Genomic DNA, 14,755 nt, shown 5'->3' with positions numbered 1-14,755 from the left:
CGGCCCCCTCAGCGCGCGCAGGCCATCGGCTTTTCCATGGCGGCCAGGGCGCGCTCCTTCGCCACCAGGCGCCAGACCGCGAGGTCCTCCAATATCTGGTTGCGGTACTTCCGCAGCTCCGTGGGGTTCTTGCAGTGCTTGATGCTGTAGTAGTCCCTGTACGGCGGCAGGGCCAACTGCAGCTCGGCGAGCTCCTCCAGCTCCAGCTCGCTGAGCTCCCGGCCGAAGAGCGCCAGCGCCGCGTCCTCCACGCCGACGACGCCCCGCTCGAAGTGGATGATGGCCAGGTCGTACGCGATGAGCTGGTCCTTCTGCATGAAGGTGTGGATGCGGTGCGCGGCCACGGAGCGCTCGCGCGTGCCTTCGATGCCCAGCGTGGCGGCGATGCGCATGGCCAGGAGGCGTTCGCAGGCGCCGTCACCCGGCGGCGCGGTGCCCAGGGTGGCGCCCAGGAAGAGGCGCCAGGCCCACGCGGGTCCGTCCTCGCGCGGCGTCTGGAAGTACCGGGGGCAGTCCATGTGGCGGATGTAGAGGGCCACCAGATCCTTGGGCAGCTTGGAGAAGTCCGGCCGCACGAAGGTGATGGGGCGCGGGTTGCGCTGCATCTGCCCGGCCCGCAGGCTCATCCGCTCGCCTTCGATGCTGTGCTTGAGCTGCTTCTCCACGTCGAATTCGCTCTCCAGCGGCGGCAGCTTGCTCGCCGTGTAGAGGTACGTCAGCGGAATCACCACGCCGGCGAGGCCCAACATGAACAGGATTATCCAGAGCAGACTCTTCACCCCCCCAGGCTACCAGGGGCAGCACGGGACAGGCGCGTAGGTTAAAACCCCGACATGCCCGACTGGCACCCGGCCACCGTCGCCGACACCGCTCCCGCCGCCGATGGTCTCACCGACCTCGTACTCGAGGTCCGGGGGACGCCCCTGGCGGGCACCCACGAGCGCCCCGGCCAGTACGTCCACCTGCGCCTGCCTGGCGTGGGAGAGGGCCTGTTCGCCATCGCCTCCCCGCCCGGTGGCCCGGGGACGCAGTGGGAGTTCCTCCTCAAGGCCGGCAGCCCGCTGCCCGACGCCCTCATCCACCTGCCCCGGGGGGCCCACGTCGACGTGTCGCGGCCGGAGGGCCGGGGCTTCCCGCTGGAGCGCGCCCGCGGCCAGGACGTGCTCCTGTTCGCCACCGGCTCCGGCATCTCCGCCATCCGCTCCGTCATCACCAGCATCCAGCGGGAGCGCGGGGCCTATGGCCTGGTGACGCTGTACTTCGGCGCGCGCACGCCGGGGGCCTTCGCCTACGCGGACGAGCTGCACGAATGGGAGGCCGGCGGCGTGCGCGTGGTGCGCACCGTCAGCCAGCCCGGCGTCAGCGGCTGGCAGGGCCTCACCGGCTACGTGCAGGCGCACCTGGGTGAGGGCCCCGTGCAGACCGCGGTGGCCTTCCTCTGCGGCCAGAAGGAGATGGTGCGCGGAGTCATGAGCACGCTCCAGGCCCGCGGCATGCCCGCGGGCGACATCCACCTCAACTTCTGAGCGGAGACGGCGGACGCTACTGAGCGGCGGACGCGCCAGACGCGCCCGGCCCCTGCACGGTGGGCGACTCGTAGCCCACGTCCAGCAGCACCGCCGCCGGGTCGCTGTCTCCGTCGCGGCTGGCCACCTGGGGCGTCCACGCGGCCACGCCCAGCCAGCGCCCGTCCGGGCTGAAGCGCACCCGCCGCACGGACCAGTCGAAGCGGTGCTCGCCACGCGCGGCGGTGTCGCCCTCGGTGAAGAGGTACACGCGCTTGTCCCAGCCGCCGCTGGCCAGCGAGCGCCCATCCGGGGAGATGGCCGCCGTGGCCACCACGCCCCGGTGCAGCGGCCACTTCGCCAGCACCTGGCCGGACTGTGCGTCCACCAGCGCGCCCGCGTTGAAGGGCCCTCGCGGCTCCTCCACGCCCTGGCGCTCGCGCTCGTACACGGCGCGATCCCGCTCCGGCTTCTGCTCCGACAGGCCCACGCCCAGCCGCCGCCCCCGCGCGTCCACCGTGACGTCGCTGACGTGGGCCGGGAAGGCGAACTCCGAGCGCCGCGCGAGCACCAGCGCGTCCACCGTCGCCGCGTCCTCGGGCGGGCCGCCCTTCAACGTGAGCACGGCCTCCTCGGTGACTTCGTCGAAGGTCACCTCCACCCGCTCGGAGAAGGGCGCGCCCAGCACGCCCTGGGTGCCCTGCGGCACGCACGCGTCGCAGACGGCGAGGTCCACGCCCTCCACCCGCATGGACTTGAAGCGCAGCGACTGGGCCCGCGCCAGGCGCGCGGTGATGGTGCCCAGCGGCCCCGGCACAGTGACTGTCTCCTTCAGGAAGGGAACGTCGATGCCCGCCGCCGCGGCCGCCTCGCTGGTGAGGACCAGCGCGGGCGCGCGCGCGTCCAGCGCGAAGGACAGGGGCGCCTTGTCATTCACCGTGCCCCCCAGCACCACGGAGCCGGCGCGCCGCTCGAAGCGCATGCGCGCCTGCCCCGGCCGCAGGCCCTCCACGGCGGTGCGCCAGGCGCGCACGTGCTTGTCCCAGCCGCCCGAGTACAGCGTCCCGTCCGGCGCGAAGGCCAGCGCGCTCACCGGCCCGTGGTGCCCGCGCTCCTCGGAGGCGTACGCCAGGGCCGGCGCCGACAGCACCGTCATCAAGCCCTTGTAGCTGCCCGCCACCAGCCACTGCCCGCTCGGGTGGAAGGCCACCACGGACAGCGGCTCCTCGGTGCGGCGCTCGGCGACGAGCGCGCCGTTGGCCGCGTCGAACAGGCGCACCACGCCGTCCTTGCCCGCGGTGGCCACCCGCGTGCCGTCCGGCGAGAAGGCCACGCCCTCCACGTCGAACTCGTAGGGGTTGATGGCCGGGTCCGCCAGCAGCGTCGGCTCGGCGGCGCCCAGCTCCCAGACGGAGAGGAAGTAGGACTTGCTGCCCAGGCGCGAGTACGCCACGCGGCCGCCCTGGGGCGCGAAGGCCAGGCCCCAGATGAAGTCCTTGTTGTTGAGGACGGCCCTGCGCGACAGGCCCGCGGCGCCGCCGGACAGCCACGTGCCCGGCTCCGCGTCCAGCCGCGCGCTCAGCTCCGGAGACACCCGAGGGGGCGCGTGTGCACAGCCACCACCACCCACCATCACCAGCCCGCCCGCCAGCAGCGCGAACGCCCCCCTCGTCAACGTCATGTCCCAGAGCCTCCTGACGCCGAGGCGGCCTTCTGCCGCTCCTGCTCGACGTTGATTTCCTTGACGCCCTTGTTGTCGATGGACAACAGGAACAGCTCCTTCACCGCCTCGCGCTTCTCGTTGAAGGACGTGCGCCCGGTGGCCCCGTCGAAGTTCTTCAGGTTGGCCAGCGCGTCACGCATCTGCGCGCGGGTGCGCGGCGCATCCTTCTGCTCCATGAGCTGGCGCAACATCCGGCCGGAGTCGTAGCCAATGGCTTCCAGCAGACCCGGGTCGCGGCCCGTCTCCGCCCGGTAGGCCTCCCGGTACTGCTGCACGAAGCGGCGCGTGGCCGGGCGCTGCGAGTCCACGAAGAAGCCGTCCACGTACACCGAGCAGGTGACGAACTTGCCGCCGCGCTCCACCAACTCCGGCAGGCCCGAGCGGCCCTTGGGGCTGCTCCATTGGTTGGCGCCGAAGAGCGTCACCGTCTTCAGCTCCCGCTTGCCCGTCGTCTTGCGGATGCGCTCCAGGTCCCGGGGGTCGCACGCGTTGGTGACGATGTCCTCCACCGCCAGCGCGGGCGCCACCAGGCTGACGCGGCGCCAGTCGTCCGGCATGAAGATGGCGTCGAAGTCGATGATGGGCTCCACGCCGCTCTTCACCTTCTCCAGCGCCTTGCGGCGGCGGAACGCGTCCAGCTTCTCACCCTGCACGTCGCGCAGGCCCTCGATGTAGTCCCCGCGGTCGTCCAGGTAGTAGCGGCCCACCAGCTTCTTGGCCTCGGTGGTGAAGGTCGTCTGGTCGTGCGAGTAGCGCTCCGCCCCGCGCACGGCGCCGCCGCGCGCCACCACCTGGTCCCAGAAGGAGTCCGCCAGCTCCACGCCATAGGGGATGTTCGGATAGAGCAGCGCGAAGCGCTTGTAGCCCTTCACGTTCATCGCGTAGTCGGCGATGGCCTCCGCCTGCGCCGCGTTGGTGAGCATGTTGCGGAACACGAAGCTGCCCAGGTCGGTGATGCCGTCCTGGCGGCTCATGGTCACCAGCGGCACCTGGAGCTCCTCGGCCAGCAGCGCCGCGCGCTTCGAGTCGTCGTTCAGCAGGGGCCCCAGCACCGCGATGGCGCCGTCGTCGAAGGCGAGCTGCTCCATGGACTGGCCCGTCTTGTTGACGTCCCCCTGCGTGTCCTTCACCACCAGCTCCACGCCGCTGCCCTCCAGCCCCAACTGGATGCCGCGCAGCACCGCTTCACCAATGGGCTGGTAGCGGCCCGTCATGGGCAGCAGCACGCCCACCGTGCGCGGGCGGGCCTCCACGCGGCGCGTGGCGCGGGCCAGCAGCTCGCGGGCCTGCGGCGCGAAGGGATGGTTGGGCGCCTCGGCGAGGAAGCGGTTCAGCGTCTCCTCCAGCCGCGTCCAGTCCCGCAGGTGGTAGTAGATGCGGGCCAGCTTGAAGGTGATGACGGGCCACGCCGGGTTGGACGGCGACAGGCCCTCCGCCACGCTGGCGACGTCCGTGAAGCCCGCGCGGCCCTCCACCAGGGCCTCCACCTTGGCCACCGCGTCCGCCTGGGCCTGGGCGCCCTGGGCCCGCCCCGCCTCGTCCACCGCCAGCTTCAGCGCCTGCCCGTAGAGGCCGGCGCCCTCGGCGGCGCGGGCGGCCTCGTTGAGGAGCTGGGTGCGCTCGGCGCCGCTGGCGCGCTCGGCGAGGCTGGTGAGCGTCTGGTACGCGTCACGGTAGGCGCCCACCTCCATGGCGGAGACGGCCAGCTTGTGCTTGGCGTCATCCGCCCGCGCGTAGAGCGGGTTCTCGAAGAGCAGCTCGTTGAAGCTCTTGCGCGCGTTGGCGAAGTCCCTGGATTCAAAGAAGAGGACGCCCGCCTGGTACAGCGCGTCCTGGCCCGCGGTGGTGGCCGGATACGCCTTGCGCACCGACAGGTAGGCCTCCGCGGCCTTCTTCTTGTCCGGGGTGGCGCGGGCCGTCTGCGTGGCCTGCGCCAGCGCCGCGTCGGCGGCGGGGTCCTTCTTCGCCTCCACCGAAGGGCGCTTGGGGAAGGGGTCCCCCGTGGGCAGCTCCCCGCCGCGGTCACCTCCGGCGGGCGTGCGGGAGGAACGAGGGCAGGCCGTCAGCAGCAGGGCCAGGGCGATGACGAGCGAGCGGCGCAGGGTGGGCAGGACATCCATGGCAGGGGCGTGCATAGCAGTGGGGTGCGCCCCCGTCGACACCCGAGCGGGGGGAAGATTCCACGGCCAGAGCCCGCTGTTTTGCAGTGCCCGTGCCCGGGGCCCGCCCGCCGCGGCGCGGCGCCCGGCTGCCCACCAGGCGCGGCACGGTGGCCGCGCTTTCGCGGCCCCGCGCCCGCAACCGTCCTCAGCCGAACAGCTCCTTCACCTTGGCGATGAAGCTCTTCGACTGCGGGTGCGACTCCTCGCCGGAGGCCTCCGCGAACTTCTCCAGCAGGTCGCGCTGCTTCGACGACAGCTCGGTGGGCGTCTCCACCACGACGCGCACGTGCTGGTCGCCCCGCTGCTGGCTGTGCAGGTGGGGGATGCCCTTGCCCTTGAGCCGGAACACCTTGCCGGACTGGGTGCCGCTGGGGACGGTCATCTTCACCTTCCCGTCCAGCGTGGGGACGTCGATCTTCGCGCCCAGCGCCGCCTGCGTGAAGGAGATGGGCACCTCGCAGAAGACCTCGTACTCCTCGCGCTGGAAGAGCGGGTGCTCCTTCACGATGACGGTGACGTACAGGTCCCCCGGCGGGCCGCCCCGGTCTCCGGGCTCGCCCATGCCGGACAGCCGCACGCGCGTGCCGTTGTCCACGCCGCCGGGGATGTTGACCTCGATGACCTCCTCGGAGGGCACCTTGCCGGAGCCCTTGCAGCGCGTGCACGGGTCCGGCACCACCGCGCCCGTGCCGCCGCAGTCACCGCAGGGGCGGGACACCGCGAAGAAGCCCTGGGTGTAGCGCAGCTCGCCGCTGCCGCCGCACGCCGAGCACGGCCGGGGCCCGGTGTTGCTCTTGCTGCCGGAGCCGGAGCAGGTGTCGCACTTCTTCGGCCGGGGAATCGTCACCTTGGGCCGGCACCCGAAGGCCGCCTCCTCGAAGGTGATTTCCAGGTTGTAGCGCAGGTCCGCGCCACGCGAGCTCGTCCGGCGCCCACCCCGGCCACCGCCGAAGATGTCGCCGAAAATCTCACCGAAGATGTCGTTGATGTTGACGCCCTGGAACCCGCCCCCGGCGCCGCCGAAGCCCTCGAAGGGGTTGCCCGCGTGCCCGAAGCGGTCGTACTTCGCCCGCCGCTCGGGGTCGCTCAGCACCTCATAGGCTTCCGAGGCCTCCTTGAACTTCTCCTCGGCCTCCGAGTTCCCCGGATTCCGGTCCGGGTGGTACTGCAGCGCCACCTTGCGGAACGCGCTCTTGAGCTCCTGCGCGGAAACAGACTTCTGGACGCCCAGGACCTCGTAGTAGTCGCGCTTCTGACCCGCCGCCGCTGCTGGCATCGATTACAACCCCTGGAATTTGCTGTGCTTTTCTACGCTGCGTAAAATCTCGAGTCACTATAACGCAGCGAAACGCACCGGCAATCCAGCGGGGACACGCGCCGCCCGCGCCCACCCGGTGCCAGGCGGGCATCCGGGCGGGTGGCGTGGCGGGAAGGAGGGAACCCGTCAGACGGTCCACACGCGGTTGGCCGTCAGCTCCATGCGGGCCAGCCTGCGTTTGAGCCCCGGGTCCACCGCGCCGGTGGAGGCCCACTTGGGCACCACGAAGTGGAGCTCCGCGTTGTACAGCTTCGCGGCGCTGGCCAGCAGGCTCCAGCGGTTCTCCGCCGTGGGGTCTTCCACCATGTGCGGGGTGACGATTTCCAGGATGATGGGCGTGCGAGCCGAATCCGACTGCCGGCAGGTGAAGTCGGGCCGGTGGTCCTCGATGGTCCCCGACAGGATGGGAGGAGGCATGAACCCGGGGAGGCGCGCCTTGATGTCCGTGTACCCGATGGTCCGGAAGTACTCGGCCATCAGCCACAGGAGCCGCCGGCGCTCCTCGTCCTCCACCACCGGCTCACAGCCCGGATTGAACAGGGCCTCTTTTTCGTTATTGGTTTCCATGGCTCCCCTGAACCTGTCCGCAGGGTTGAAGGTGGGCAATGGAACTGGCCCGTGCGCTGCAGGCGCCCGGTGGCAGGGCAGCCGACAGGGCACCACCCTCCAGGACCCGGTAGCCTTGGACCTTCTGGCGACTCAGTGACAGAGTCCGCCGCCGAACAGTGGCTCCCCGTCCTTCTTCACACGTCTATCGCCGGCTCCTCGGCTACCTCCGCCCGTACCGGTTGCTGCTCGCCGCGGGCATGAGCGCGTCGGTGGCGGCGGCCATCGCCACGTCCGCCTATGCCTGGGTGGTGGGCCCCCTGCTGCGCGCGGTGCTCACCGACGCGCCCGTCACCGTCGCCGGGGTGTCCCTGCCAGGGGATGCCCTGCTCAAGCGCCTGCCCCTGCTCGTCGTCGCCGTGGCGGTGGTGAAGGCCACCGCGCAGTTTCTCCAGGGCGGGCTGATGCAGCGGCTGGGGCAGCGGGTGATGGCGGACCTGCGCGGCTTCCTCTACGGACGGCTGCTCGGCCAACCTCCCGCGTTCTTCGAGCGGCGGCACTCCGGCGAGCTCCTGTCGCACTTCACCGCGGACGTGCCCCTGGTCGAGTTCTCCGTGACGCAGGCGCTCACGTCCTACGTGAAGGACGGGCTGCAAATCATCGCGCTGCTCGTCACCTGCTTCCTCATCGACGAGACGCTGTTCCTCTTCACCTTCGTCGTGGTGCCGGTGACGGTGCTGCCCATCAACCGCTTCGCGCGCTCGCTGAAGAAGGTGGCCGCGCGCTCGCAGGAGCGGCTGGGCACGTTGACGGCGCTCACCGCCGAGCAGCTCCAGAACCTGCCCGTGGTGCAGGCCTTCCGCGGGCAGCCGCGGGCGCTGGAGGCCTTCGAGGTGGAGGCGGACAAGTACCTGGGGGAGATGCGCCGCTCGCTCTTCCTGCGCGGCGCGGTGAGCCCCACGGTGGAGCTGCTGGGCATCGCCGGCGTGGCGCTGGCGGTGGCCTGGGGCGCGCGCGCGGTGGCGGCGGACCCCGCGCTGGCCGGACGGCTGCTGTCCTTCATGGCCGCCGCGCTGCTCCTGTACCAACCCGTGAAGTCGCTCAGCGGCACGCTGTCGCAGGTGCTGACGGGCCTGGCCGCCGCGGAGCGCCTCTTCGCCATGGCGGACGAGCCGTCCCCGCCGGACGTGGGCGACGCCGCGGGGCCCCTGTCACGCGAGCTGCGGCTGGAGGGCGTGCGGGCCACGTACGCGGACGGGCGCGAGGCGCTGCGCGGGGTGGACCTGGTGGTGCCCGCCGGCGCGCGCGTGGCGCTGGTGGGCCCCTCCGGCGCGGGCAAGACGACGCTGTTCTCCGTGCTGCTGGGCTTCCTGCCCACGTCGGGCGGGCAGGTGCTGTGGGACGGCGCGCCCATGACGGGGCTGAAGCCGTCCAGCCTGCGCGGCCAGGTGGCGTGGGTGCCCCAGGAGCCGGTGCTCTTCTCCGGCACCGTGCGGCACAACCTGCGGCTGGGCCGCCCCGAGGCCACGGACGACGCGCTGTGGGAGGCGCTGCGGCTGGCGCACGCGGACGACTTCGTCCGCTCGCTGCCCGGGGGCCTGGATGAACCCGTGGGCGAGCGCGGCGGCAGGCTGTCCGGCGGACAACGGCAGCGGCTGGTGCTGGCGCGCGCCTTCCTGTGCCGGCCGTCGGTGCTGCTGCTGGACGAGCCCACCAGCGCGCTCGACGCGGCGAGCGAGGCGGCCGTGGGTGAAGGGCTCGTGGCCTTGATGAAGGGGCGCACGGTGCTGGTCATCGCGCACCGGCTGTCCACGGTGCGCGACGCGGACCTGATTGCCGTGGTGGAGGGCGGCCGCGTGGTGGAGGCCGGCACCCACGCGCAGTTGTTGGCCCTGCGGGGTCGCTACACCCAGCTCCTGGGCGAGGGCGCCGTCGCGGCCTGAGCCGGCGCGCCCCCTGGCCGCTGCCGGACACCCACCCGCTTCCGGCCTTGCACCCTCACCGCCGCTCTGCCAGCGTCCCTCGCTGATTCGATGCGTCCCCGGGAGCCGCTGTCCCTCAACGCCTTGCTGCTCGTCCCCGCGCTGGCGCTCGCGGCCCTGGCGTGTGTGGCGGTGTCAGCCCGGCAGGGGGCCCTGGCCACCGCGGCCACGTTGACGCTGCTGCTGCTCCCCATCCTCTTCCGGTTGTGGACACGCACCTGGTACCGCGGGCTGGTGCTGCGCGGTGTCGGCGTCTTCCTCATCGGCATGCACGTGCCCCTGCTGCTGGCCGGCGTCCTCGCCTACGGCCGCATCGGCTGCGCCGAGGGCGGGTGCCCCAGGCTCTACCTGATGGGTGTGCTCGTCTCTCCTGTCGCGGGAGCGCTGGCGAGCGTCATCTACTGGCTCGTGGGTCGTCCCCCGGTCTAATTTCACAGGCTTCACCGGAGAGACTACTCTCTCCTGAAATGCTTGTTCCGCTCCGGCTTCGTCTTGCGCCCGGCCTTTTCGTGGCGTCGGCCGTGCCCATCACAGTGTTCGTGTGGTGCTTCACCCTGGGCCCCCTGTTGGATGGGGTGGACGGGGTGTGGCGCGCGCTCCAGGCGGCCGGGCCCTTCGCCGCGCTGGTGGTGATGGCGCTGGTGCTGGAGGTGCCGCTGCTGTCGGTGGCGTTGTGCAGCGCGGGCATGGAGCGGCGGGTGCCCGTGTCGGCGATGCTGGGCCTGGCCACGCTGCCGTGGATGCTGGGGTTGATGGGCACCGAGGTCCTGATGGACCGGGTGGTGGCGTCCCTGCCCCGCCTGGACACGGTGGAGGCGGGGCTCGTGCTGGCGGTCAGCACGGGAGAGGCCATGGCCCCGCGGATGCTGGGCGCCTGGACGAGCACCGCGCTGCTGCTGGGGCTGGCCCTGGGGCAGATGCTGGCGCACTTCGGGCCTTCGGGCTTCCGGGAGGACGCAAGCTCCCGCAACCGGGGCCTGCTGCTGGCCAGCGGCGTCTCCGCGTCCCTGGCCTCGGTGGCCATGGTGGGCGCGCTGGAGGCACGCCACCTGCTCAACTTCCTCACCAGCCTGGCGCGGATGCCGGAGGCGGAGCGCGCGGAGCTCATCGCCACGGGGCTGGCGGCGACGGCGAACCTGCGCGCGCTGCGGTGGACCTGCACCGGCGTGCTGACGGTGCTGGGCCTCACGCTGATGGCCCGGCGGGCCGGCGAGGACGCCCACACGCCGCTGGGCTGGTCCGCCCGGCTGGTGCCCGCCACCGCGGTGGCCGTGCTGCTGGTGCTGGACGCCCACCCGGTGAGCTCCGCCACCGAGCACGCGCCGGTGGCCATCCCCGCCGAGCACGGAGAAGGCCCCTCGGGCCGCATGCCCCGGCCGCCGACGGGCGACGCGCCTCCAACTCAGCCCATCAAGATGAACGCCAGCATCCCCAGCCCCACCAGCAGCCCCAGGGCGAGCACCCACAGCATCATCATGCCCTCACCGGGCCGCACCACGGGAGGCGTGACGTCCTCCGCCGTCGCGGGCGGCGGCACGTCGAAGACGGCCTGAGCGGCCACCACCGGCGCCTCGACGGCGGGCAGCGTCGGCTCCGAGGGACGGGCCAGGCCCCCCTTCATCTCCAGCCCCTCGCGCGCCAGCGCCAGCACGCGCTGCATGTGGAGCAGGTAGCGGTCCTGCCCCGTGTACGTGCCCATGGCGAGCGCGGCGCGCATCAGCCGCTGCGGCGCCAGCTCCGGGTCCGTCTGGACCACCGCCGCGGCCGTGGGCCTGCCGCCGCCGCGCTCCAGGTAGCCGGTGCGCACGCCCTCGCCGCTGGCCCACACGTAGTGGTCCTCCAGCAGCGTGAGCTCCTGCCGGCGCACGCGCCCCTCGGAGTCCACCAGGGACATCAGCTCCGCGCCGTCCGGACACAGGTGCCAGACGGTGCGCAGTCCATTTTCGCCCGGCGGGCCTTCCACCGCGTGGACGCGGTAGAGCGCCTGCACCGCGGTCTTCAACGTCTCCACGGAGGTTTCTGCCATGTGTGAACGGAGACTAGGGGCGGCGGTCCCGAAACGGAAGACGGCCCACCGCTCGTCTGCCTGGCGCCCCCGCTCCTCTCGCACCGGGAGGCGCCCTACTGTTCACAGCAGGAGGCTTCACCATGGCCATCACCCTTCCGGATGCGCCCATCGACGCGCCCTTCGAGGTTCCCACCAACCGCCCCGAGGTCACGGATGAGCCCACCGACGCCTTCATGAAGGCGCAGGTGAGCTGGGACGGCTGGGCCGCCCACGGCGGTGGCCACGTCCCGGAGGACTACACCTGGGACTCCAACCCCAAGGAGCGCCAGGACGAATTGATGGGGGAATGGCCCGGCGAGACATGAAGCCGCGTGCGCCCGCCTGCCCGCTGTGCTTAGCGTGCCCGCCCACATGAGCCGTTCCCGTGACAGAGGTGCTGACTTCCAACGCCACTTCGAGGGCGCCCAGACGCTCGACGGCCTGCTGGACCTGGCCGGCAGCGCGCTGGACAGCGCCCAGGTGCTCGAGCGCATGCGGGCCGCCCACGCGGAGGGCACGGCGTCCAGCGACGCCATCCCCGCCCTGTTCGACGAGGAGCCCCGCTTCCCCTCGCCCGAAATCGCGCTGCGCCTGTACCAGAACCTGCTGGGCCTCTGGGAGCTGGTGGCGGAGGGGAAGCGCGTCCGGCTGGACGACGAGGCCCGCCCGCCCCGCCCGAAGAAGGTGAAGCCCACCGCGCCCACGCCCTTCCACCCCGGAGCGCCCTCTGGCGAATTCGTCGAGGCGGCCTGGCGTTACCTGGAGGACGACGCGAAGGCGCGCACGCGCTTCACCCACGCCTTCGAAAACCGGCAGGACGCGCTGCTGGGCGCGCTTGACGCGGCGGCGCTCACGGACGAAGGATATGGCGTCGCCCGCCACCTGCTCCTCGAGCTGTACGCCATGCTGGAGCTGGGCTGGCCGCCGGGACTCACGTCCGTCCAACCGGCGGTGCTGGAGGCGGACACGGATGCCCCGCCAGTGCCCCAGCCGCTGAAGGACTACGCGGACGAGGCGCTCTTCGAGGCGGAGCAGGACGAGGAGCAGCCCCTGCCCTCCCAGGAACTGGAGGTGGTGCGGCGCCTCGTCCATCGCGGACTGGCGGCGCTCTGGGGCGCTCGCAAGGAGAGATGAAGGATGGCCGACGAGAAAAAGCGCTCCAAGAGCTGGCGTGAAATCGACGCGGGGCGCGGCAAGGGCAGCAAGTACACGTCCCGCCAGGACGACCCGGCGCAGCAGAAGCTGGAGCGCAGCGCGAGCTACCAGAAGTACAAGGCCGCCGCGGACGCGCTCTTCACCGGCGGCGAGCTGCCCGAGGGCCTGGCGAAGACGTTCGACCCCGAAGGCAAGCGCAAGGCCCAGAAGCAGGCCATGCAGAAGGTGACGGAGTCCGACACGCGCGCCGACTGGGTGAAGGCCGTGGTGGACTACCTGGAGAAGTACCCGGAGCTGCCGGAAGACGCGTACTTCCTCGACAGCCTGCTGGACCACCCGCGCGAGCGCATCGTCGACAAGGCGCTGGCGAAGCTGGAGGCGCTCGGGGAGGAAGGCAAGCTGAAGACCAAGGTGCCGCAGAGCCTGGACCAGCGCCTGAAGTCCGTGGAGCTGACCAGCATGGACCCGGACATGCAGGGCCGCGCCAAGGCGCTGCGCGAGAAGCTGCGCGCCTGAGCGCCGCCAGGCTTCAGCGCACGACGGCGGCGGGCGCGGACGGCGGCGGCGGCACGCCTGGGCCGCCGCGGTACACCAGCACCACCGCCCGCTGGTTCGCCTCGCCCGCGTCGTGCACCACGCGCAGCTCCTCGCCGGCGCGCACGTAGAAGGACGTCTCCCCTTCCGCCAGCCGCCACCCCGCGCGCTTGAGCGCGTCCGCGTAGAAGGCGTCCACCGCCTCGCCGGAGAGCGGGACGTGGAAGGCGAGCGTCCGCGAGCCCTCGCTGTTGACGCGCAGCACCTGGCTGGCCCGGGGCGGCATGGGCGCGAAGTCCCCCGCCGCCGCCGGGTCCCTGCGCAGCGCGTGGTTGGCCTCCCCCAGGTACAGCAGGGTGGTGCGGTCCGGCCGCGGCTGGAAGATGACGGTGTAGGTGATGCCCCGGTGGCCGTCGATGGCGGTGAGCATCACCGCGCCGCTGGCGAGCTGCGGCTGCTCATGCCCGGGTGGCACGTGCAGGCCCGCCTGGAGGAAGGCGTCCGCGAAGCGCTGCACCAGGGCGTCCATCCGCTCCTTCGCGTGCACCGCGCGCAGGGCGACGGGGATGCCCGCGGCCTCGACGATTTCGCTCGCCTCGACGGTGTCGATGACCTGCACCCGGGGCCAGGCGAAGCGCGGGCGCGAGGGGACCCCGGGCGGCGTCGCGTTCGCGGCGGGCGGCTTGCCCGCCGCTGGGCCCGGCGCCACGACGGGTGGCTTGCTCGCGGCTGGACCTCGAGCCACGACGGGTGGCTTCGCGGCCGTGACCTGCGCCGCCACGGGCGCCGTGCCCAGCAGGCACACGCCGGCCAGCAGCCGACGACGCCACGTCAACGCGACACCCCGAGCCAGTGGTTCGCCCGCCCCACGTTGTGCGAGCGGATGTTCGGCGCGTCGAAGGGAGACGTCTCCCAGCGCGTCTGGCCGCCGGCGTGCGTGGCGCCGAGGTTCTCCTCGTAGTTGTCCTCCTCGCCGCGGAAGCTCATGAAGAACTGGTCCTCGTTGACGCCGGCGGCGCCCGTGAGCGCCGCCAGCGCGGAGCCGGCGCTGCCGCCAGCGCCGTTGGCGCGGTACACGCGCTGCGTCCACTCGTAGTAGTCGGGATTGGCGCAGCGGCGCGCGCCGTCGATGTTGAGCGCGCAGGCCCGGCCCTCGGCCACGCCGGCCAGGCCCCAGTCATCCAGGAGCATGCCGAAGCGCGCCGTGCAGCGGCCCCCCGAGGCGCGCCCGGCGGCGCACACCGTGAAGGCATCCGCGATGCGGCGCTGGGACACCTGGAAGAACCCCTCCCGGCCCTCCTCCAGATAGCGCCCGATGCGTACGCCGCGAATGCGCGAGGACGCGGTGCACCCCATGCCCTGCGTGCCCATGACGAGGGTGCCCGCCAGGTCCGGGTCCGCGTCCGCCATGGAGAGGCCGTACAGGGCGCCCGGCAGCTCCGGGCGGCAGTCCACCTGGATGGGCTGCGCGCGCGCGATGGCCTGCTGCACGGCCACGGGCGTGCGGCCCATGCGCTGGCGTCCGTCGAAGTCCGCGTAGCGGCCGTTGGCCTCCGCCTCCGCGCCCAGCACGGTGCCCCGCCGGCCCCACTCGTTGTCCTGCGGGTCGTGCATGACGCGGCCGGTGGCGTTCCACATGGCGAAGTTGGCGGCCTCCTGCACCTTGAGCGTCAGCGCGCCCACCTCGGCGAAGTAGATGCCGAACAGCAGGATGGTGACGAACACCATCACCCCCAGCGCCGTCTCCACCAACGACTGGCCTCGTGCGTGGCGAGCCCGCATG

Annotated in this window: 14 protein-coding genes; 6 read left to right on the top strand and 8 right to left on the bottom strand. The window is 72.2% G+C overall.

The genetic code is table 11. The features are described from left to right. Positions 1–8: 8 nt before the first annotated feature. A complete protein-coding gene (locus tag MYMAC_RS03865; RefSeq protein ID WP_013936095.1) occupies positions 9–749 on the bottom strand; it encodes a transglycosylase domain-containing protein in 741 nt (246 codons plus the stop codon). An 84-nt stretch (positions 750–833) separates the two neighbouring features. On the opposite strand from MYMAC_RS03865, the gene MYMAC_RS03860 reads away from it, so the two are divergent. After that, positions 834–1,526 (top strand): ferredoxin reductase domain-containing protein, encoded by a 693-nt coding sequence (locus MYMAC_RS03860; RefSeq protein ID WP_013936096.1) that lies wholly within the window; start codon positions 834–836, stop codon positions 1,524–1,526. Positions 1,527–1,542: 16 nt separating this feature from the next. Here MYMAC_RS03860 and MYMAC_RS03855 read toward each other — a convergent pair whose 3' ends face one another. From MYMAC_RS03855 to MYMAC_RS03840, 4 genes are all read right to left on the bottom strand, one after another. Continuing rightward, a complete protein-coding gene (locus MYMAC_RS03855; protein ID WP_095957081.1) occupies positions 1,543–3,186 on the bottom strand; it encodes a WD40 repeat domain-containing protein in 1,644 nt (547 codons plus the stop codon). Next, a complete protein-coding gene (locus MYMAC_RS03850) occupies positions 3,183–5,348 on the bottom strand; it encodes a penicillin-binding protein activator (protein ID WP_204817364.1) in 2,166 nt (721 codons plus the stop codon). The genes MYMAC_RS03855 and MYMAC_RS03850 overlap by 4 nt, the downstream gene beginning before the upstream one ends. A 187-nt stretch (positions 5,349–5,535) precedes the next feature. After that, on the bottom strand, positions 5,536–6,666 hold the full coding sequence (dnaJ, locus tag MYMAC_RS03845; RefSeq protein WP_095957079.1) for a molecular chaperone DnaJ: 1,131 nt from the start codon (positions 6,664–6,666) through the stop codon (positions 5,536–5,538). A gap of 168 nt (positions 6,667–6,834) precedes the next feature. Continuing rightward, positions 6,835–7,275 carry a hypothetical protein gene (locus MYMAC_RS03840; RefSeq protein WP_095957078.1) on the bottom strand — a complete coding sequence of 147 codons (441 nt, stop codon included), beginning with the start codon at positions 7,273–7,275 and terminating at the stop codon, positions 6,835–6,837. 158 nt (positions 7,276–7,433) lie between these two features. Here MYMAC_RS03840 and MYMAC_RS03835 point away from each other — a divergent pair, with 158 nt between their 5' ends. Then, positions 7,434–9,197 (top strand): ABC transporter ATP-binding protein, encoded by a 1,764-nt coding sequence (locus MYMAC_RS03835; protein WP_095957077.1) that lies wholly within the window; start codon positions 7,434–7,436, stop codon positions 9,195–9,197. Between the two features lie 90 nt (positions 9,198–9,287). Further along, a complete protein-coding gene (locus MYMAC_RS03830; RefSeq protein ID WP_095957076.1) occupies positions 9,288–9,665 on the top strand; it encodes a hypothetical protein in 378 nt (125 codons plus the stop codon). 973 nt (positions 9,666–10,638) lie between these two features. On the opposite strand, the gene MYMAC_RS38520 is transcribed toward MYMAC_RS03830, so the two are convergent. Beyond that, a complete protein-coding gene (locus MYMAC_RS38520; protein ID WP_338025996.1) occupies positions 10,639–11,262 on the bottom strand; it encodes a hypothetical protein in 624 nt (207 codons plus the stop codon). 122 nt (positions 11,263–11,384) lie between these two features. On the opposite strand from MYMAC_RS38520, the gene MYMAC_RS03820 reads away from it, so the two are divergent. The 3 genes from MYMAC_RS03820 to MYMAC_RS03810 are packed head-to-tail and all read left to right on the top strand — an operon-like array spanning position 11,385 to position 12,954. Continuing rightward, positions 11,385–11,609 carry a hypothetical protein gene (locus MYMAC_RS03820; RefSeq protein ID WP_013936104.1) on the top strand — a complete coding sequence of 75 codons (225 nt, stop codon included), beginning with the start codon at positions 11,385–11,387 and terminating at the stop codon, positions 11,607–11,609. A 46-nt stretch (positions 11,610–11,655) separates the two neighbouring features. Continuing rightward, on the top strand, positions 11,656–12,417 hold the full coding sequence (locus MYMAC_RS03815; RefSeq protein ID WP_013936105.1) for a hypothetical protein: 762 nt from the start codon (positions 11,656–11,658) through the stop codon (positions 12,415–12,417). 3 nt (positions 12,418–12,420) lie between these two features. Further along, entirely contained in the window at positions 12,421–12,954 is a 534-nt protein-coding gene (locus MYMAC_RS03810; RefSeq protein ID WP_013936106.1) for a hypothetical protein, read from the top strand. A gap of 13 nt (positions 12,955–12,967) precedes the next feature. Here the strand turns inward: MYMAC_RS03810 and MYMAC_RS03805 are convergent, their stop codons facing one another. Both MYMAC_RS03805 and MYMAC_RS03800 read right to left on the bottom strand, forming a co-directional pair. Then, complete coding sequence (locus MYMAC_RS03805; RefSeq protein WP_095957074.1) at positions 12,968–13,807, bottom strand: hypothetical protein; 840 nt, start codon at positions 13,805–13,807, stop codon at positions 12,968–12,970. Beyond that, positions 13,804–14,754, bottom strand: coding sequence for a hypothetical protein (locus MYMAC_RS03800; protein WP_204817362.1), 951 nt, complete (start codon positions 14,752–14,754; stop codon positions 13,804–13,806). Before MYMAC_RS03800 ends, MYMAC_RS03805 begins: the two co-directional genes overlap by 4 nt. Position 14,755: the final 1 nt, after the last annotated feature.

It is taken from the genome of Corallococcus macrosporus DSM 14697 (assembly GCF_002305895.1).
GTDB classification, from domain to species: Bacteria; Myxococcota; Myxococcia; order Myxococcales; family Myxococcaceae; genus Myxococcus; species Myxococcus macrosporus.
Note: the sequence above shows the minus strand (reverse complement) of the source record. Positions and strands in the feature narration are given on the sequence as shown.